The sequence below is a fragment of the Pseudomonas sp. F-14 TE3482 genome (genome assembly GCF_053629455.1).
In genome coordinates, this window is record NZ_JBRJII010000001.1 from 649,538 (window position 1) to 664,197 (window position 14,660).

The window sequence follows — 14,660 nt, forward strand, 5'->3', positions numbered from 1 at the left end:
GCGTGCAACTACACTCGCTACGCCGTGCTGCGCCTTGACGCTGCAGGGCGCCGCGCCGTAGCCTTGGCGCTCAAATTATCAGCGTAATTTTTTTAGGGATGGCCTCATGCTGCGCAAACTCTCACTGGCCCTTGCCGTGTCTTGTGCGTCCAATGGAATGGCCTGGGCAGCTGAAGCGCCTTTATCGACCAAGACTGACCTGGTCAGCGTCTATCAGGAAGCGGTGGACAACAACGCCGATATCGCCGCTGCCCGCGCCCAATACGGTGCTCAGAAGGAAGTCGTACCCCAGGCCCGCGCCGGGCTGTTGCCCAACCTGTCCGCCGGTGCCGACCTGAACAACACCCGCACCTCGCTCGACCAGCCATCGCTGACCTCGACCCGCAGTGGCACGGTGTATCAGGCGACTCTCGCGCAACCGATTTTCCGCGCCGATCGCTGGTTCCAGTTACAGGCCGCCAAGGACGTTAACGAACAGGCAGCCTTGCAACTCTCGGCCACCGAACAGAACCTGATTCTGCAAAGTGCCGAAAGCTACTTCAACGTGCTGCGCAGCCAGGACACTTTGGCCTCGACCAAGGCTGAAGAAGCGGCGTTCAAACGTCAGCTCGACCAGTCCAACGAACGCTTCGACGTCGGTCTGTCGGACAAGACCGACGTGCTGCAGTCCCAAGCCAGTTACGACACGGCGCGGGCCAACCGGATTCTTGCTCAGCGTCAGGTGGATGACGCGTTCGAAGCTCTGATCACCCTGACCAACCGCCAGTACAACTCGATTCAGGGCATCGTCCATACCTTGCCGATCCTGCCGCCGGCACCGAACGATGCAAAAGCCTGGGTCGACACCGCCGCCAAGCAGAACCTGAATTTGCTGGCCAGCAACTACGCGGTGAGCGCCGCCGAGGAAACCCTCAAGCAGCGCAAGGCCGGACACGCGCCCACCCTGGATGCGGTCGCGCAATACCAGAAAGGTGACAACGACGCCCTCGGCTTTACCAACCCGAACCCGAACGGTGTGCGTTACGGCGGCGATGTCGAGCAGCGCACGGTTGGCCTGCAACTGAGCATCCCGCTCTACAGCGGCGGGCTGACCAGTTCGCAGGTGCGTGAGTCCTACTCGCGGCTGACTCAGTCCGAGCAGCAACGCGAAGCGCTGCGTCGTCAGGTCGTGGAAAACACCCGCAACCTGCACCGGGCGGTGAACACCGACGTCGAGCAGGTACAGGCCCGCCGGCAGTCTATCATCTCCAACCAGAGCGCGGTGGAAGCGACCGAAATCGGTTATCAGGTGGGAACGCGCAACATCGTTGACGTGCTCGATGCCCAGCGTCAGCTGTACACCTCGGTGCGTAATTACAACAACACCCGCTACGACTACATCCTCGACAACCTGCGCTTGAAGCAGGCTGCCGGCACCTTGAACCCGGGGGATTTGCAGGACCTGACGCGTTACCTCAAACCCGACTACAACCCGGACAAGGACTTCCTGCCACCGGATCTGGCCAAGGCTGCGGCGGAGCAATTACGGGCTAACCCCGCTCATCAATAAAAAGTAAACCTGTGGCGCGGGAGCTTGCTCCCGCTGGGCTGCGAAGCGGCCCCAAATCCTGAGCATGCGGTCTGTCAGTTACATCATATCGGCTGATTCCACGACTGCTTCGCAGCCGAGCGGGAGCAAGCTCCCTCGCCACAATCGGTCAGTGACAAATTCAGGACTTGTCGATCAACCGCCCCAACCCATCCAGCAACCGCTGCAACGCGCCCTGATTGGTGCGCATCACTTTCAGCCCCGCCTCTGCCATCCGCTGCGCATCGCTCGGCAATTCGAACAGTCGCTGCACCGCCAGCGCCAGACCTTCGGCATCATCGACCTCGGCCAATGCCCCGGCGCTACGCAACTGCGCGGCGATCTCGAGGAAGTTGAACAGGTGTGGCCCGCTGAGCACCGGTTTGGCCAGGGCCGCCGGTTCCAGCAGGTTATGGCCGCCGTTGGGCACCAGGCTGCCGCCGACGAAAGCGCTATCGGCCAAGGCATAGAGAAACAGCAACTCGCCCATGGTGTCGCCCAGCAGCACCGAAGTACTGGCGGTAACCGGCTCGCCCGTCGAACGCCGCACCGTGGCGAAACCCTGCTGCCGGCACAACTCGAACACCGGGTTGAAACGCTCCGGATGACGCGGCACCAGAATCAGCAAGGCATCGGGATGATTGGCCAGCAGCCGACGATGGGCAGCCAGCACCACGTCGTCTTCGCCTTCATGGGTACTTGCGGCGATCCATACCGGGCGATCCTGCGCCTGCCACTGCCCACGCAACTCGCCGGCACGTTGCAGCAGTTGCGGGTCGATGGTCAGGTCGAACTTGATCGAACCGGTCACTTCGACGGTTTCCGGGCGCGCGCCCAAATCGCGGAAGCGCTGTGCCTCGGCTTCGGTCTGTACCGCGAACAGGCTCATCTCGGCGAGCATCGGCCCGGTCAGTTTATGGAAGCGGCCATAGCCCTTGGCTGAGCGTTCGGACAGTCGTGCATTGGCCAGCGCCACGGGAATCCCGCGTTTGGCGCATTGGTGGATATGGTTGGGCCAGAGCTCGGTTTCCATGATCACCGCCAGTTTCGGCCGGGCTCGATCAAGGAATCGCGCCGCGGCGCAGGGCAAGTCGTAAGGCAGATAGCAGTGCTGAATGCGCGGCTCGTTGGCGAACAGTGCCTGGATCCGTTCGGACCCGGTCGGGGTCATGCAGGTGACGGTGATCGGCAGCGAAGGATAACGCTGCAGCAAGGCGCGGATCATTGGCGCCGCGGCGATGCTTTCGCCCACCGACACCGCGTGTACCCAGATGCCGCCCGGCTTCATCGCCGGTAGCGCGAGGGAGAACCGTTCGCCAATGCGCTTGGCGTACGCCGGCGCCTTGCGCGCCCGCAGCCAAAGCCGAATTGCTACCAATGGCAGCCCCAGGTAAAACAGCGCGGTGTAGAGAGTTCTATTCATGGCGGCGGAGTTTATCGGTTTTTTAGCCGATCGCCTGCAAGTGCACGGCAAAACGTTCAGCCAGCCAACGGGCCGCCGGGCCGAGGGGCTCATCACGACGCCAGACCAGTTCGACAATCAACGCTGGCGGCGTCCATTCGCTGGCCAGTTCGACCATCTGATTCTGATACGCCGGGTACTGCACCACATGTCGCGGCAACCAGGCCCAACCAAGACCGCGCATCACCCATTCAGCCATCACATAGAAACTGTCGGCGCGCCAGACCTGCGGGCTGGCCGGCTCACTGCCGGGATAGACGCTGGATTGCGTGGACATCAGCAACTGTCGATGCTGCGCCATTTGCTGGCAATCGACCTGCGCCTGCTTCGCCATGGGATGCCCCACGCCGCACACCGTCACCATTTCGACGCTACCCAGCACCCGCCGCTCGAGGGCTTCGGGTATTTGCTCATGATAAAACAGCAAGCCCAGATCAGCCCGGCGCTCCACCAATTTGCGCGCGACATCACCCTGGGCGGCGCTGGTCAGCTGCACTTCGAGGCTGGGAAACTTTTCTGCCAGAGCCTCGAAGCTTTCAACCACCGCTTGATAGGGCATTGCTTCGTCCTGAGCCACACGCAGACTCGCTTCCTGGCCGCGCATCATCGCCAGCGCCCGGCCATTGAGGCGCTCGCATTGACGCAGCACTTCCCGCGCCTCCTCAAGCAGGGCGGTGCCGGCTTCGGTGAGTTTCGGCTGACGACCACTGCTGCGATCGAACAGGCTGACGCCCAGGTCCTCTTCCAGCAGTGCAATCGAACTGCTGACCGCCGACTGTGCCTTGCGCTGATCCCGCGCCACCGCGGAAAACGAACGTTGTTCCGCGACGCTGACAAACAAGCGCAGTTGTTCCAGATTCCATTGCATGTTCATGGCTCAACCCATCTTCAGAACAGATAGGTAATGACTTTACCGCATCTGGCGAATCTCTAGAATGCCGACCTCAGAAAGCAACGCTTCACACGAGGATTGACCCATGACCGCTTACTACTACCTGGCCATCGCCATCTGCGCCGAAGTGATCGCTACTGTTTCGATGAAAGCGGTCAAGGGTTTCAGCACGCCATTGCCGTTGCTGTTGGTCATCGTCGGTTACGGCATTGCTTTCTGGATGCTGACCCTGGTGGTGCGCAGCGTCCCGGTGGGCGTGGCCTACGCGGTGTGGGCCGGTATGGGGATCGTGATGGTCAGCGTCGCGGCGCTGTTTATCTACGGGCAGAAGCTGGATGTGCCGGCGATGTTGGGGATGGCGCTGATTGTGCTGGGCGTTGTGGTTATTCAGCTGTTCTCGAAAACCGCGGGGCACTAAGGCCCTAAGCACTTTCCATTGTGGGAGCGAGCCTGCTCGCGATAGCGGTCTTGCATTCAACCCTTATGTTGTATGTGCCGGCCCCATCGCGAGCAAGCCCGCTCCCACAGGTTTTGCATCCATCCGATTGATCACCAACAATCCCCTTTTCTTCGAGTCTGTATACTGCGCCCTCGTCTTGAACACTGAGGTCGTTGCATGCCATCCGTTATTTCCACCGACGTTCTGATTGTCGGCGCTGGTGTCGCCGGCCTCTGGCTGAATGCGCGTCTGCGCCGCCAGGGTTTTTCGACCGTGCTGGTGGAAAGCGCCAGCCTCGGTGGCGGGCAGAGCGTGAAGTCCCAGGGCATCATCCACGGCGGCGCCAAGTACGCGTTGCACGGCGCCCTGACCGGCGCCTCGGAAGCCATTGCCGACATGCCGCGTCGCTGGCGTGAAGCGCTGGCCGGCGACGGTGAGCTGGACCTGTCTGGCGTGCGTCTGCTGTCCGACGCCCATTACCTCTGGTCCCCCGGCACCCTCGCCGGCAACCTCACCAGTTTCTTTGCCAGCAAAGCCGTGCGCGGTCGGGTCGATCAGGTCAAGGGCGAACAATTGCCGCCAGCCCTGCAAGACAAGCGCTTCAAGGGCAAGGTCTATCGCCTCGCGGAACTGGTGGTCGATGTGCCAAGCCTGATCCAGCGCCTGGCCGATTTGGCCGGTGACGGCTTGCTGGCCGGTCAGCACATCGAACCGTTGTTGGAAAACGGCGAGCTGGTCGGTTTGAAAGTCGACGAGCGCGAGATTCGCGCCCAGCGCATCGTCCTCAGCGCCGGTGCCGGCACCGCCGATCTGCTCACGGCGCTGGGCCTGAGTCAGCCGGCCATGCAGCGCCGCCCCCTGCACATGATCATCGTCAAAGGTCCGGGCCTCAAACCGCTGTACGCCCATTGCCTGGGCGGCGGGCCGAAGCCACGCATCACCGTGACCACCCACCCGGCCGCCGATGGCCAATGGGTCTGGTACCTGGGAGGCGATATCGCCGAAGCCGAAGGCGTGGCGCGCGATCCTGCGGCGCAAATCGCCACGGCGAAAAAAGAACTCGGCAACCTGCTACCGTGGATCGACTTGAGCACCGCGCAGTGGGCGACCTTGCGAGTCGAACGCGCCGAGCCGCTGCAATCGGGCCTGACCCGTCCAGACAACGCCTTCCTGGCCGAGCAGGACCGCCTGCTGGTGGGTTGGCCGACCAAACTGGCCCTGGCGCCGGATTTCGCTGACCGCGTCCTCGCCGCGCTGCAACGCGACGGCATCCAGCCGAGCCATCCGGCACCGCTGCCGGAACTGCCAAAACCGCCGATGGGCGTCCCTGCCTGGGAGCAACTGCTGCCATGAGCCAACCCACCCTGCACGATCTGCATCGCCCTTTGGGCAGCACCGGCCTGCTGGTTTCGCCCCTGGGCCTGGGCACGGTGAAACTTGGCCGCGATCAAGGGGTGAAATACCCCAATGGCTTCCAAATCCCCGGCGATGACGAAGCGCGCATGCTACTTAAACTCGCGCGCGACCTGGGCATCAACCTGATCGACACCGCGCCGGCCTATGGCCGCAGCGAAGAGCGTCTTGGCCCGTTGCTGCGGGGTCAACGCCAGGACTGGGTGATCGTCAGCAAGGTTGGCGAAGAATTTGCCGACGGCCAGTCGCACCACGACTTCAGCGCCGCCCATACGCGCCTCTCGGTGGAACGCAGCCTGCAACGGCTGGAAACGGATGTTATCGATCTGGTGTTGGTGCATTCCGACGGCAACGACCTGGCGATCCTCAATGGCAGCGAGGTCTATACGACCCTCGCCGAGCTCAAGCGCGAAGGCAAGATTCGCGGTTTCGGTTTTTCCGGTAAAACCGTCGAAGGCGGCTTGAAGGCTCTGGAACAAGGTGATTGCGCGATGGTCACCTACAATCTGAACGAGCAGAACGAGAAGCCGGTCATTGACTATGCTGCTGCTCACGGCAAAGCGATCCTGGTCAAAAAAGCCTTGGCCAGTGGCCACGTCTGCTTGAGTCCGGGTGTGGACCCGGTGCGCGCCAGCTTCGAGTTGTTGTTTGAACACCCGGGTGTGGCCAGTGCTATTGTCGGGACCATCAATCCGCTGCACCTCGCCCACAACGTCGCGACCGTTGCCCAGGTCCTTCGTAGGGTCTGTTGACGTTTGGTGACGACCGCCACCAAACGTCAACAGACCCTAGCCATTGATGCCGCCCACGCGGCCTTAAGCAGGAGCCGACATGCCGCGTACGCTGATAAGAAAGAACCCGAGCAACTTCAAGACCCTGCCGTTATTCGTCGAAGCGACACCCGAAGGCCTGAGTTACCAGAGCGTCGGGATGCCGCTGAATTTCTCCCAGACCCTGCAACGTCGCCGCCCGGTGACGGTGCCCGACAGCGAGCGGTTTGCCCTGGAACTGGCGAATCTTGGGGTTTCTGTGCGCCTGACCCTGCATTGGCAGAATCGCGATTACTGGGTGTTGGTGCGTCAGCGTCGGCAGGACCGCGGCGATGTGGTGCTCAAACTGATCTCGGGTTACGTGCCGGCCCATGAACTGACCCTGCCGCTGCACACGGCGACCCAGGAAATCGCCGAAGAGTGCCTTCTGGAAACTCCGGAAGGCTGGCTCAGCGGGCGTTTCAACGACACCTGGCTGCCCGCACCCTACTCATCAGCCCTGCATTACCGCGAAGCCCTGCCGTTTCGCCTGACACCGCTGTCCGGCTCGGCACGGCCGGTGCGCTGCGCCAACATGCCGCTGATCGAGCGTCCTCGGGCCTACGTGCATTTGCCGACCGCGTCGCTGCAATTGATCTACGACTTGCGCCTGGATGTGCCCAAGGAAGCCAAATCCCTAAGCCTGTTTCATGTCGACGAACGACTGGAAGGCGATCAACTGGTGGCCCGGCTCGATCGCAAACGTCCCGATTTGTATCTGATGCCACTGCAGGACGGCCAGCCGATGGCCGAGCTGTATACCCTGAAAAAAGATCAGCTGTACCCGGCGAGTACCCGCGGGCTCTATCTGGCGGAGAGTTTTGCCCGACAGGAAGGATGGCTGGTGAAGGATGAGCGGATTCGCTGGAAAGACTGGGTGCGGCAACAGGGTTTGAGCCCGCCGGGGAAGGATTCGGGTTTAGCCCGCCTGCATGGAAAAGCAAAGCAACTGCTGAAAAGAATCGTGCCGCGCAAGGCCGCACGATAAAGAAACCTGCGGCGAGGAAGCTTGCTCCCGCTCGGCTGCGTAGCAGTCGTAAAACTCGCGACGCGATCAATCTGAAAAACCGCGGTCTATGGCTTTGGGGCCGCTTCGCGACCCAGCGGGAGCAAGCTCCCTCGCCACAGTGACCGCGCCGTTTCAGTGATTGCGGATCTTCTCGACAATCGCCGTGGTCGAGCTGTTTTCTACCAGCCCCAGCACTTTCACAGTCCCGCCGTAAGCAGTGACGATGTCTGCGCCAACCACTTGCTCGATCCCGTAATCGCCGCCCTTGACCAACACATCCGGCTTGACCTCGCGCAGCAGGTTTTCCGGGGTGCCTTCAGCAAAGCTGATGACCCAATCCACGGCGCCCAGACCTGCCAGTACGGCCATGCGACGGTCGACGCTGTTGATCGGCCGACCCGGCCCTTTCAAGCGGCTCACCGACGCGTCGTCGTTGACCGCCACGATCAGGCGATCGCCTTGGGCACGCGCTTGCTCGAGGTAGGTCACGTGGCCGGCATGCAGGATGTCGAAGCAGCCGTTGGTGAACACAATCTTCTCGTTGTGTGCACGTGCGTCGTCGACCGCCAGCAACAGCTGCTCCAGCCCCAACACACCACGCTCGGAACCTTCTTCACGCTGGATCGCACGACGCAATTCCGGGGCACTGATGGCCGCGGTACCGAGCTTGCCGACCACGATGCCCGCCGCCAGGTTGGCCAGGGCTACCGCGTGGGGCAGTTCTTCGCCAGCGGCGATCGCCGCCGCCAGGGTAGAAATCACTGTGTCACCGGCGCCGGTCACGTCGAACACCTCACGGGCGCGGGCCGGCAGGTGCAGTGCCGGATGATCCGGGCGCAGCAAGGTCATGCCGTGCTCGCCACGGGTCACCAGCAAGGCGCCGAGGTCGAGGTCGTGCATCAGCTGCGCGCCCTTGCTCACCAGCTCGTGCTCATCGGCGCAACCACCGACAATGGTTTCGAATTCGCTGAGGTTCGGGGTGATCAGGCTCGCGCCGCGATAGATCGAGAAATCCTTGCCCTTGGGATCGGCCAGCACCGGAATCCCACGAGCACGGGCAGCCTGGATCAGCACCTGATGGTTTTTCAGCGCGCCTTTGCCATAGTCGGACAGCACCAGCACCTTGATGCCTTCGAGCAATTCGTCGACTTGCTCGCCCAGCGCCAGGGCGTCGGTTGCGAAAGGTTCTTCGAAGTCGATACGCAGCAATTGCTGGTGACGGCTCATCACCCGCAGCTTGACGATGGTCGGCTGGTGCGGGATACGCTGGAACAACGCCCGCACGCCGGCGCCTTTGAGGCTGTTGACCAGGCTGTCGGCAGCCTCGTCGTCACCGGTCACACCGACCAGCGAGGCCGGCGCACCGAGCGCGGCAATGTTCAGGGCAACGTTGGCGGCACCGCCCGGGCGGTCCTCGATTTGCTCGACCTTGACTACCGGTACCGGCGCCTCAGGGGAAATCCGTGAGGTACCACCATGCCAGTAACGGTCGAGCATGACATCGCCGACCACCAGGACAGGGGCCTGATCGAATCGCGGCATGGATAACTTCATGGAAACTCCAGGGGCAATAAAAGCGTCGCGGATAATAACATAGCGAAAGAATGCGGCCGCACCCGAGCACACAGGCTCAGCGGCGGTCATTCTGTGGAGGGGCATCCAGCGGACGCACCCAGAAAAGTTCATGTCGGCGCACCGCTTTGCGGAAGAACTCGTCTTCACCTGTGCGGGGCCAGCAACGCCCGGCCAACAACCGCTGAATCACCCGGCGCAGACGTCTTTTGAGCGGTGGACGGCCCTGCAAGTCGTGCTGCATGCCCAAGGCCATGGCTTTGTCCATGCGGGTTGGCGCGTCCAGCAACGGACTCCATAGTCCATCAGCCGGCAACGGCTCGATGGTCGGCGGCAGGGCAATGCCATAATCCGCCGGGCCCATCGGCCAGCGGTCATTGTCGTGCAGGTGATTGGCATAGAGCAGCAGGGTGCGCGGGCGCCAGGTACTGAGTTCAATCGCGTCCATCAAGGCGCGCGTGCTGGCGACATGATCGCTGTGGGGATCCAGTTCGGGATGGGGTGTCAGCACCGCATCGGGACGGTGATGCTCAAGCAGATGCGCCAGATCAGCTACCAGGTTGCGCCAATGGGGCTGACCATCGACGTCACCCGGCAGGCGCAGGGTATTGTGCCGACGCACGTCACGTATATCGCTCTCCCCCGACTCCCGGGAACCGAAGTTTTGCTCCGGCTGCTGCGCCATCGCATTCAGTTGTAAGCAGTAATAGCCCAATTGCACACACTGTTGTTGCGCCACCCCACCCCACAGCGGCACCGCCAGGCTATCCCAACTGCGCAGGCGCCCCTTCAGACGGGCGGCCTGAGCGGTGTCGAGGCCCATATCGCGATAGTTTTCGGCCTCAATCTCGCCTTGGGTCAGTGTGACGATAGCCACCTCGGACGCCCGGCTATAAAGACCAAAAGCCGCCAGTTCAGCATCATCGGCATGGGGGGCGATGATGAGCAGACGCTGCTGAGCAAAATCCGGATTATTCAGGGCGTGCAAAGTGGCCTGTGGCGCCAGGCTGCAAAAGCGTCCACGTAAGGTCAGGGTCCCGGCAGCCAGCGCCGAACCTTGCCCGGACAGATTGAGAAAACGCTCTCCCGCGACACCGCGCTCCAGATCCTGACGGTCGTCACCGATCCATACCTGGGGGTCAAGAAAGCGACCCAACCAATGGCTCTTGACCCGCACCTGCAAAACCAGGGTTTGCGCCACGCCGAAGTCCCCCGTCACCTGCAAGGCACCATTGACCAGTGTGGTGGGGAACTGCGGCGTATCCGCCGGGAAGTCATAGCGATAATCGTCGCCCGGGGCATAGAACAGATGGTCGGCGAACCAGGCTTCATGGGCGATCCAGCCCAACAGCAGGAACAGCGGCAACGGCCACCAGGCGACAAAAATGCCAAATGATAATGCAGCCAACAACGCACCGATCAGCACCACACGTTTGCGTTGGCGATGGCGTTTAAGCAATTGTTGCTTGCGTGCGCTCATGACTGCCTGTCCTCGCTCAAACCTGATAGACCGGAACCCGGTGACACCAGCGATCCTTGTATTCGCGATCGGCGCGGCCGAACGAGTAACGCAGCGGCTTGCCCACGGCGCGGGCCTGCTCCCATGCGGCTTGGGTGTTGACGAAACTGAGTACACTGCCAGGGCTGAACTCGCGGTTTTGCGGGTCGACACCGCCGTTAATGTATTCCAGGCTGACCCACTTGGGCGCCTCGACCCGGTACAGAATCTGGATCGCCACCGGTTCGTCGTTCAGGTAGATCAAGGACCCGGTCATAAACTCACGCAACAGGCTGAACACTTCAGAAAGACGCGCCTTGCCCGGTGCTTCAAAGTTCCAGCGGCGCTGGAACAGGTCAGCATAGATGGTGGCCTGTTCGCTGGCGCTCAGCTCCAGCATCGGTCGGATGATGCCACCCGCCTCTTCAAGCAAACGCTGGTCACGACGCTGGTTGTAGCGAAATTTCTTGCTGTAGTCCTCTGGTTCACGAGCCAGCGCCAGGCCTTCAGGTTGCTCAGCGAGACCGGTGATGTTTGGGGCATTGAGTTCGGACACATAACGCGCGCGATGCCGCACACGAACCTGGACGTCCTCGGCAACCGGCAGGATGATCTCGGCATTGCCAAGATCGAGCAGGCCACGTTTGCCTTCACGCTTGAGCACGTCCTTGGACAAGGCCACATGACGGCCCCAGGTCGGCATCGCGGCGCACAACTCACCGTCGACGAACCAGCCCAGATAACGCACCGGGATGCCTACCAGCCCCGCCAGACGCTCAACCACGTCGGGATGAGTCGCCACGCTGCCGCCGAACTGTTGCCAGGCCTGGCTATAAGCCGTTGCATCGATGGGCGCCCAGCCGCTTTCTCTCCAGGCTCGCCAGTAACTCAAAATCAAACGTGGGACTCCGTCATCGCCTCGTCGGTGCTTTCGACGAAGTCCTTCTCGTGCAGGCGTGCATAGTGACCGTTCAACGCCAACAACTCGGCGTGGGTGCCGCGTTCGACGATGCGGCCCTGGTCCATCAACAGGATCAGGTCAGCCTTCTCGATGGTCGACAAGCGGTGAGCGATCACCAGCGTGGTGCGGCCCTTCATTACTTGTTCCAGAGCTGCCTGAATGTGGCGCTCGGATTCGGTGTCGAGGGCCGAGGTAGCCTCATCGAGAATCAGCAATGGCGCATTCTTGAGCAGTGCCCGGGCAATCGCCAGACGCTGGCGCTGACCGCCGGAAAGCAGCACACCGTTTTCGCCCACAAGAGTGTCGTAGCCTTGAGGCATTTGCTCGATGAACTCGGCGGCGTAGGCATCTTCGGCTGCCTTGCGCACATCTTCGAACGGTGCGCCGGCGAGGTCGCCGTAGGCAATGTTGTTGGTGACACTGTCGTTGAACAGGGTGACCTGCTGGGTCACCAGGGCAATGTGACGACGCAGGTTGGTCAGCTTGTATTCCTCGACATCCATACCGTCGAGCAGGATCTGGCCCTTGTCGTGGTGATAGAAACGCGGAATCAGGTTGGCCAAGGTGGATTTGCCGCTGCCTGAACGCCCCACCAAAGCAACCATCTGGCCCTCTTCGGCGGTAAAGGAAATATCGTTGAGCACGAGTTTCTCGGTGCCCGGGTACTGAAAGCTCAGGTTACGCACTTCCAGGCGACCGCTGACGCGCACCATTTCCTTGGTGCCCGTATCGACTTCCGGTTCTTCGTCGAGCTGCTCGAAGATGCTCTCCGCACCGGCCAGTCCTTTCTGGATCGTGGCGCTGACTTCCGACAACTGACGAATCGGCTTGGGCAACAAACCGGCTGCGGTGATGTAAGCAACCAGTTCGCCAGCAGAGGCATCGCCGCGAAGGTAGAGCACCAGATACATCAACACGGCCATACCGATGTAAATCACCAGTTGCAGCATTGGGGTGTAGATCGATTGGGTGCGGGTCATGCCCAGGCTGCGGTTCATATTGTCGGCGCTGGCCTTGTGGAAACGCTCGATTTCGTAAGCCTCACCGCCAAAGCTGCGAACCACGCGGTAGCCCTGGATCGTCTCCGACGCCACATGGGTCACATCGCCCATCGCCACCTGGATTTTCTTGCTTTGCTTGCGAAATTTTTTGCTGGCGCTACTCACCAGAATCGCGATGACCGGCAGGATCGCCAGCAATACCAGGGTCATTTTCCAGTTGCTGTACAGCAGGTAACCGAACAGGAACACCACCGTCAGGCCTTCACGGATCACCACTTTGATCGCATCGGTGGCGGCACCGGTGACCATGGTCACGTTATAGGTAATACGGGAAATCAGGTGACCGGAGTTGTTGTTGTCGAAGTAGCGGTTAGGCAGGGTCAACAGGTTGTCGAACAAGGCGCAACGCAGGTCGTGGACCACGCCACGGGCAACCTTGGCCAGGTAATAGTTACCCAGAAATGAGCCGATACCCTGGTAGACGGCAATTAGCACAATCAATAACGGTACGCCGAGTACCAGCGAGACACCCAGAAACTTGGTGTCATTGGGTTTTTGCAAGGCGTCGAGAAAATGTTTGAGCATATCCGCCAGCATCGGCTGGCTGGATGCGAATAGCACGAAGCCGACAATACTGAGGGCGAAAGCGCCCCAGTACGGGAGCACGTATTTCAGCAACCGCAGGTAAATCATCATGCTTGATTGCTGGTCGGAATTGGCCATTCGGCACGCCTCGTACGTTTGAAAAAGACAGACAACCTGTGGATTGTAACAGCGAACGAATTACAACATAGGCTCAGCCCGGACGCGGTGCCGAAAACGCTTCAGCACTTCGCTACCGGGCCAGGAGTATCAGTAGCTGAAACACTCCAGAGGGACGTTTTGGTTTGATTGCTGCCACGAGTGGCCAATACGATACTCAAGGCAATCGGTAACCAGGTGATCAACCAGTCCGCGTTGGGCTTGAGCCAGAGGCCGATGCCATCGGTCATCAACGACGTCCCGGAAAACACCCAGAGCGCCAGCAACACCTGCCCCAGTGGCTGCGCGCGCGAAACCCAGCCACGCCAGCCAACCACCAGCCACAGCCAGCCGAACAGCAGTAGGCCAGGCACACCGAGCCGCACACCGATATCCAGAAAAAGATTGTGGGGATGTTTGAATGCCTGTCCGATTTCAGGGACAGGAATCAGGTACTCATGAAATCCCAACCCCATCACCCAGTGGTCCAGCATCAATTGAACGCCACCGCGCCACAGCTCGGGACGAAAAGAAACGCCACGCTGCATGAGGATTTCCGGCTTGAATACAGCGATGGACGCCAACCCCAAAACCGTCAAAATCATCAGTCCGCTACCCAGGCGCGTCGGTCGCGCCACGCCCATCACGAACAGGCAGGCCAGCAAGCCGATCCATACACCACGGGTCTGGCTAAAGCCCAGGAATAACGTATACCCCAGCGCCGGAATCAGCAGCAACACCATCACCCAGGGATTGAAGCGCTTGGTCTGCAGCGTGAAAACGCCAAGAATCGCCAGAGCCCCCACCCCGTGCGCGGCCATGATCGCAGTGTCCCACAAGCCAATGGCAATCAGCCTGCCGCTAAACGGCTGAGCGGACGTTTCATAAAAGTAGACCCAGGAAGCCGCGGCAAAAAAACCGCCGATAATCGATGCGTACAACAACATGGATTCCAACCGCCACTTGCGGTTCTGGGCAGCCAGTAGCACGCCTAAGAGGGCAAGGGACACGTAGAGCGTCACCTTGCTTTTGCCGACGACGTTAGCGCCCCCCTCAACCATCAGCACCAATAATGTCCAAGCCACGAAAATGGCGAAGAGGATGCACTCCGGTTGCTTGAGCATCATCCGAAAATCCCGATGGAACAGCGCCAACATGGCGGGTAACCAGAGCAGGAAAATTATCATTTGGTGATAAAGCTTATTGTCCGGCAGTACCCATGCCCCGCACAGCAGCACGAGTAGACCGATAGACGCCCACGCCGCCAGGGCATTCCTATCGATCAGTTTTTTCAAT

Annotated in this window: 12 protein-coding genes; 5 read left to right on the forward strand and 7 right to left on the reverse strand. The window is 60.9% G+C overall.

Annotation, left to right across the window (positions count from 1 at the left end; translation table 11 throughout):
• The first annotated feature begins 106 nt into the window (after positions 1-106).
• Positions 107-1,549: a TolC family outer membrane protein gene (locus AB7M26_RS02835; protein WP_123500097.1), complete on the forward strand. Its 1,443-nt coding sequence runs from the start codon at positions 107-109 to the stop codon at positions 1,547-1,549.
• Between the two features lie 160 nt (positions 1,550-1,709).
• Here the strand turns inward: AB7M26_RS02835 and waaA are convergent, their stop codons facing one another.
• Both waaA and AB7M26_RS02845 read right to left on the reverse strand, forming a co-directional pair.
• Positions 1,710-2,990 (reverse strand): lipid IV(A) 3-deoxy-D-manno-octulosonic acid transferase, encoded by a 1,281-nt coding sequence (gene waaA / locus AB7M26_RS02840; protein WP_429387827.1) that lies wholly within the window; start codon positions 2,988-2,990, stop codon positions 1,710-1,712.
• Between the two features lie 22 nt (positions 2,991-3,012).
• Positions 3,013-3,903: a LysR family transcriptional regulator gene (locus tag AB7M26_RS02845; RefSeq protein ID WP_063341763.1), complete on the reverse strand. Its 891-nt coding sequence runs from the start codon at positions 3,901-3,903 to the stop codon at positions 3,013-3,015.
• Between the two features lie 103 nt (positions 3,904-4,006).
• On the opposite strand from AB7M26_RS02845, the gene AB7M26_RS02850 reads away from it, so the two are divergent.
• From AB7M26_RS02850 to AB7M26_RS02865, 4 genes are all read left to right on the forward strand, one after another.
• Complete coding sequence (locus AB7M26_RS02850; RefSeq protein WP_008004867.1) at positions 4,007-4,339, forward strand: DMT family transporter; 333 nt, start codon at positions 4,007-4,009, stop codon at positions 4,337-4,339.
• Between the two features lie 198 nt (positions 4,340-4,537).
• Positions 4,538-5,713 carry an NAD(P)/FAD-dependent oxidoreductase gene (locus AB7M26_RS02855; protein WP_123500093.1) on the forward strand — a complete coding sequence of 392 codons (1,176 nt, stop codon included), beginning with the start codon at positions 4,538-4,540 and terminating at the stop codon, positions 5,711-5,713.
• Complete coding sequence (locus AB7M26_RS02860) at positions 5,710-6,525, forward strand: aldo/keto reductase (protein WP_123500092.1); 816 nt, start codon at positions 5,710-5,712, stop codon at positions 6,523-6,525. Before AB7M26_RS02855 ends, AB7M26_RS02860 begins: the two co-directional genes overlap by 4 nt.
• A gap of 79 nt (positions 6,526-6,604) precedes the next feature.
• Complete coding sequence (locus tag AB7M26_RS02865) at positions 6,605-7,570, forward strand: metal ABC transporter ATPase (protein ID WP_123500090.1); 966 nt, start codon at positions 6,605-6,607, stop codon at positions 7,568-7,570.
• 153 nt (positions 7,571-7,723) lie between these two features.
• Here AB7M26_RS02865 and hldE read toward each other — a convergent pair whose 3' ends face one another.
• The 5 genes from hldE to AB7M26_RS02890 form a co-directional block, all read right to left on the reverse strand.
• Positions 7,724-9,145 (reverse strand): bifunctional D-glycero-beta-D-manno-heptose-7-phosphate kinase/D-glycero-beta-D-manno-heptose 1-phosphate adenylyltransferase HldE, encoded by a 1,422-nt coding sequence (gene hldE / locus AB7M26_RS02870; protein ID WP_123500088.1) that lies wholly within the window; start codon positions 9,143-9,145, stop codon positions 7,724-7,726.
• A 76-nt stretch (positions 9,146-9,221) separates the two neighbouring features.
• Positions 9,222-10,643 (reverse strand): PIG-L deacetylase family protein, encoded by a 1,422-nt coding sequence (locus AB7M26_RS02875; protein WP_123500086.1) that lies wholly within the window; start codon positions 10,641-10,643, stop codon positions 9,222-9,224.
• Between the two features lie 16 nt (positions 10,644-10,659).
• A complete protein-coding gene (locus tag AB7M26_RS02880; protein ID WP_123500141.1) occupies positions 10,660-11,556 on the reverse strand; it encodes a GNAT family N-acetyltransferase in 897 nt (298 codons plus the stop codon).
• Positions 11,556-13,346 carry a lipid A export permease/ATP-binding protein MsbA gene (gene msbA, locus AB7M26_RS02885; RefSeq protein WP_429387833.1) on the reverse strand — a complete coding sequence of 597 codons (1,791 nt, stop codon included), beginning with the start codon at positions 13,344-13,346 and terminating at the stop codon, positions 11,556-11,558. The genes AB7M26_RS02880 and msbA overlap by 1 nt, the downstream gene beginning before the upstream one ends.
• Positions 13,347-13,447: 101 nt before the next feature.
• Positions 13,448-14,659 carry an O-antigen ligase family protein gene (locus AB7M26_RS02890; protein ID WP_429387836.1) on the reverse strand — a complete coding sequence of 404 codons (1,212 nt, stop codon included), beginning with the start codon at positions 14,657-14,659 and terminating at the stop codon, positions 13,448-13,450.
• Position 14,660 lies beyond the last annotated feature (1 nt).

Bases quoted from the DNA above. Each gene is read 5' to 3' on its own strand.
- AB7M26_RS02835 (WP_123500097.1), top strand. From the start codon at position 107: ATGCTGCGCAAACTCTCACTGGCCCTTGCCGTGTCTTGTGCGTCCAAT.
- waaA (WP_429387827.1), bottom strand. From the start codon at position 2,990: ATGAATAGAACTCTCTACACCGCGCTGTTTTACCTGGGGCTGCCATTG.
- AB7M26_RS02845 (WP_063341763.1), bottom strand. From the start codon at position 3,903: ATGAACATGCAATGGAATCTGGAACAACTGCGCTTGTTTGTCAGCGTC.
- AB7M26_RS02850 (WP_008004867.1), top strand. From the start codon at position 4,007: ATGACCGCTTACTACTACCTGGCCATCGCCATCTGCGCCGAAGTGATC.
- AB7M26_RS02855 (WP_123500093.1), top strand. From the start codon at position 4,538: ATGCCATCCGTTATTTCCACCGACGTTCTGATTGTCGGCGCTGGTGTC.
- AB7M26_RS02860 (WP_123500092.1), top strand. From the start codon at position 5,710: ATGAGCCAACCCACCCTGCACGATCTGCATCGCCCTTTGGGCAGCACC.
- AB7M26_RS02865 (WP_123500090.1), top strand. From the start codon at position 6,605: ATGCCGCGTACGCTGATAAGAAAGAACCCGAGCAACTTCAAGACCCTG.
- hldE (WP_123500088.1), bottom strand. From the start codon at position 9,145: ATGAAGTTATCCATGCCGCGATTCGATCAGGCCCCTGTCCTGGTGGTC.
- AB7M26_RS02875 (WP_123500086.1), bottom strand. From the start codon at position 10,643: ATGAGCGCACGCAAGCAACAATTGCTTAAACGCCATCGCCAACGCAAA.
- msbA (WP_429387833.1), bottom strand. From the start codon at position 13,346: ATGGCCAATTCCGACCAGCAATCAAGCATGATGATTTACCTGCGGTTG.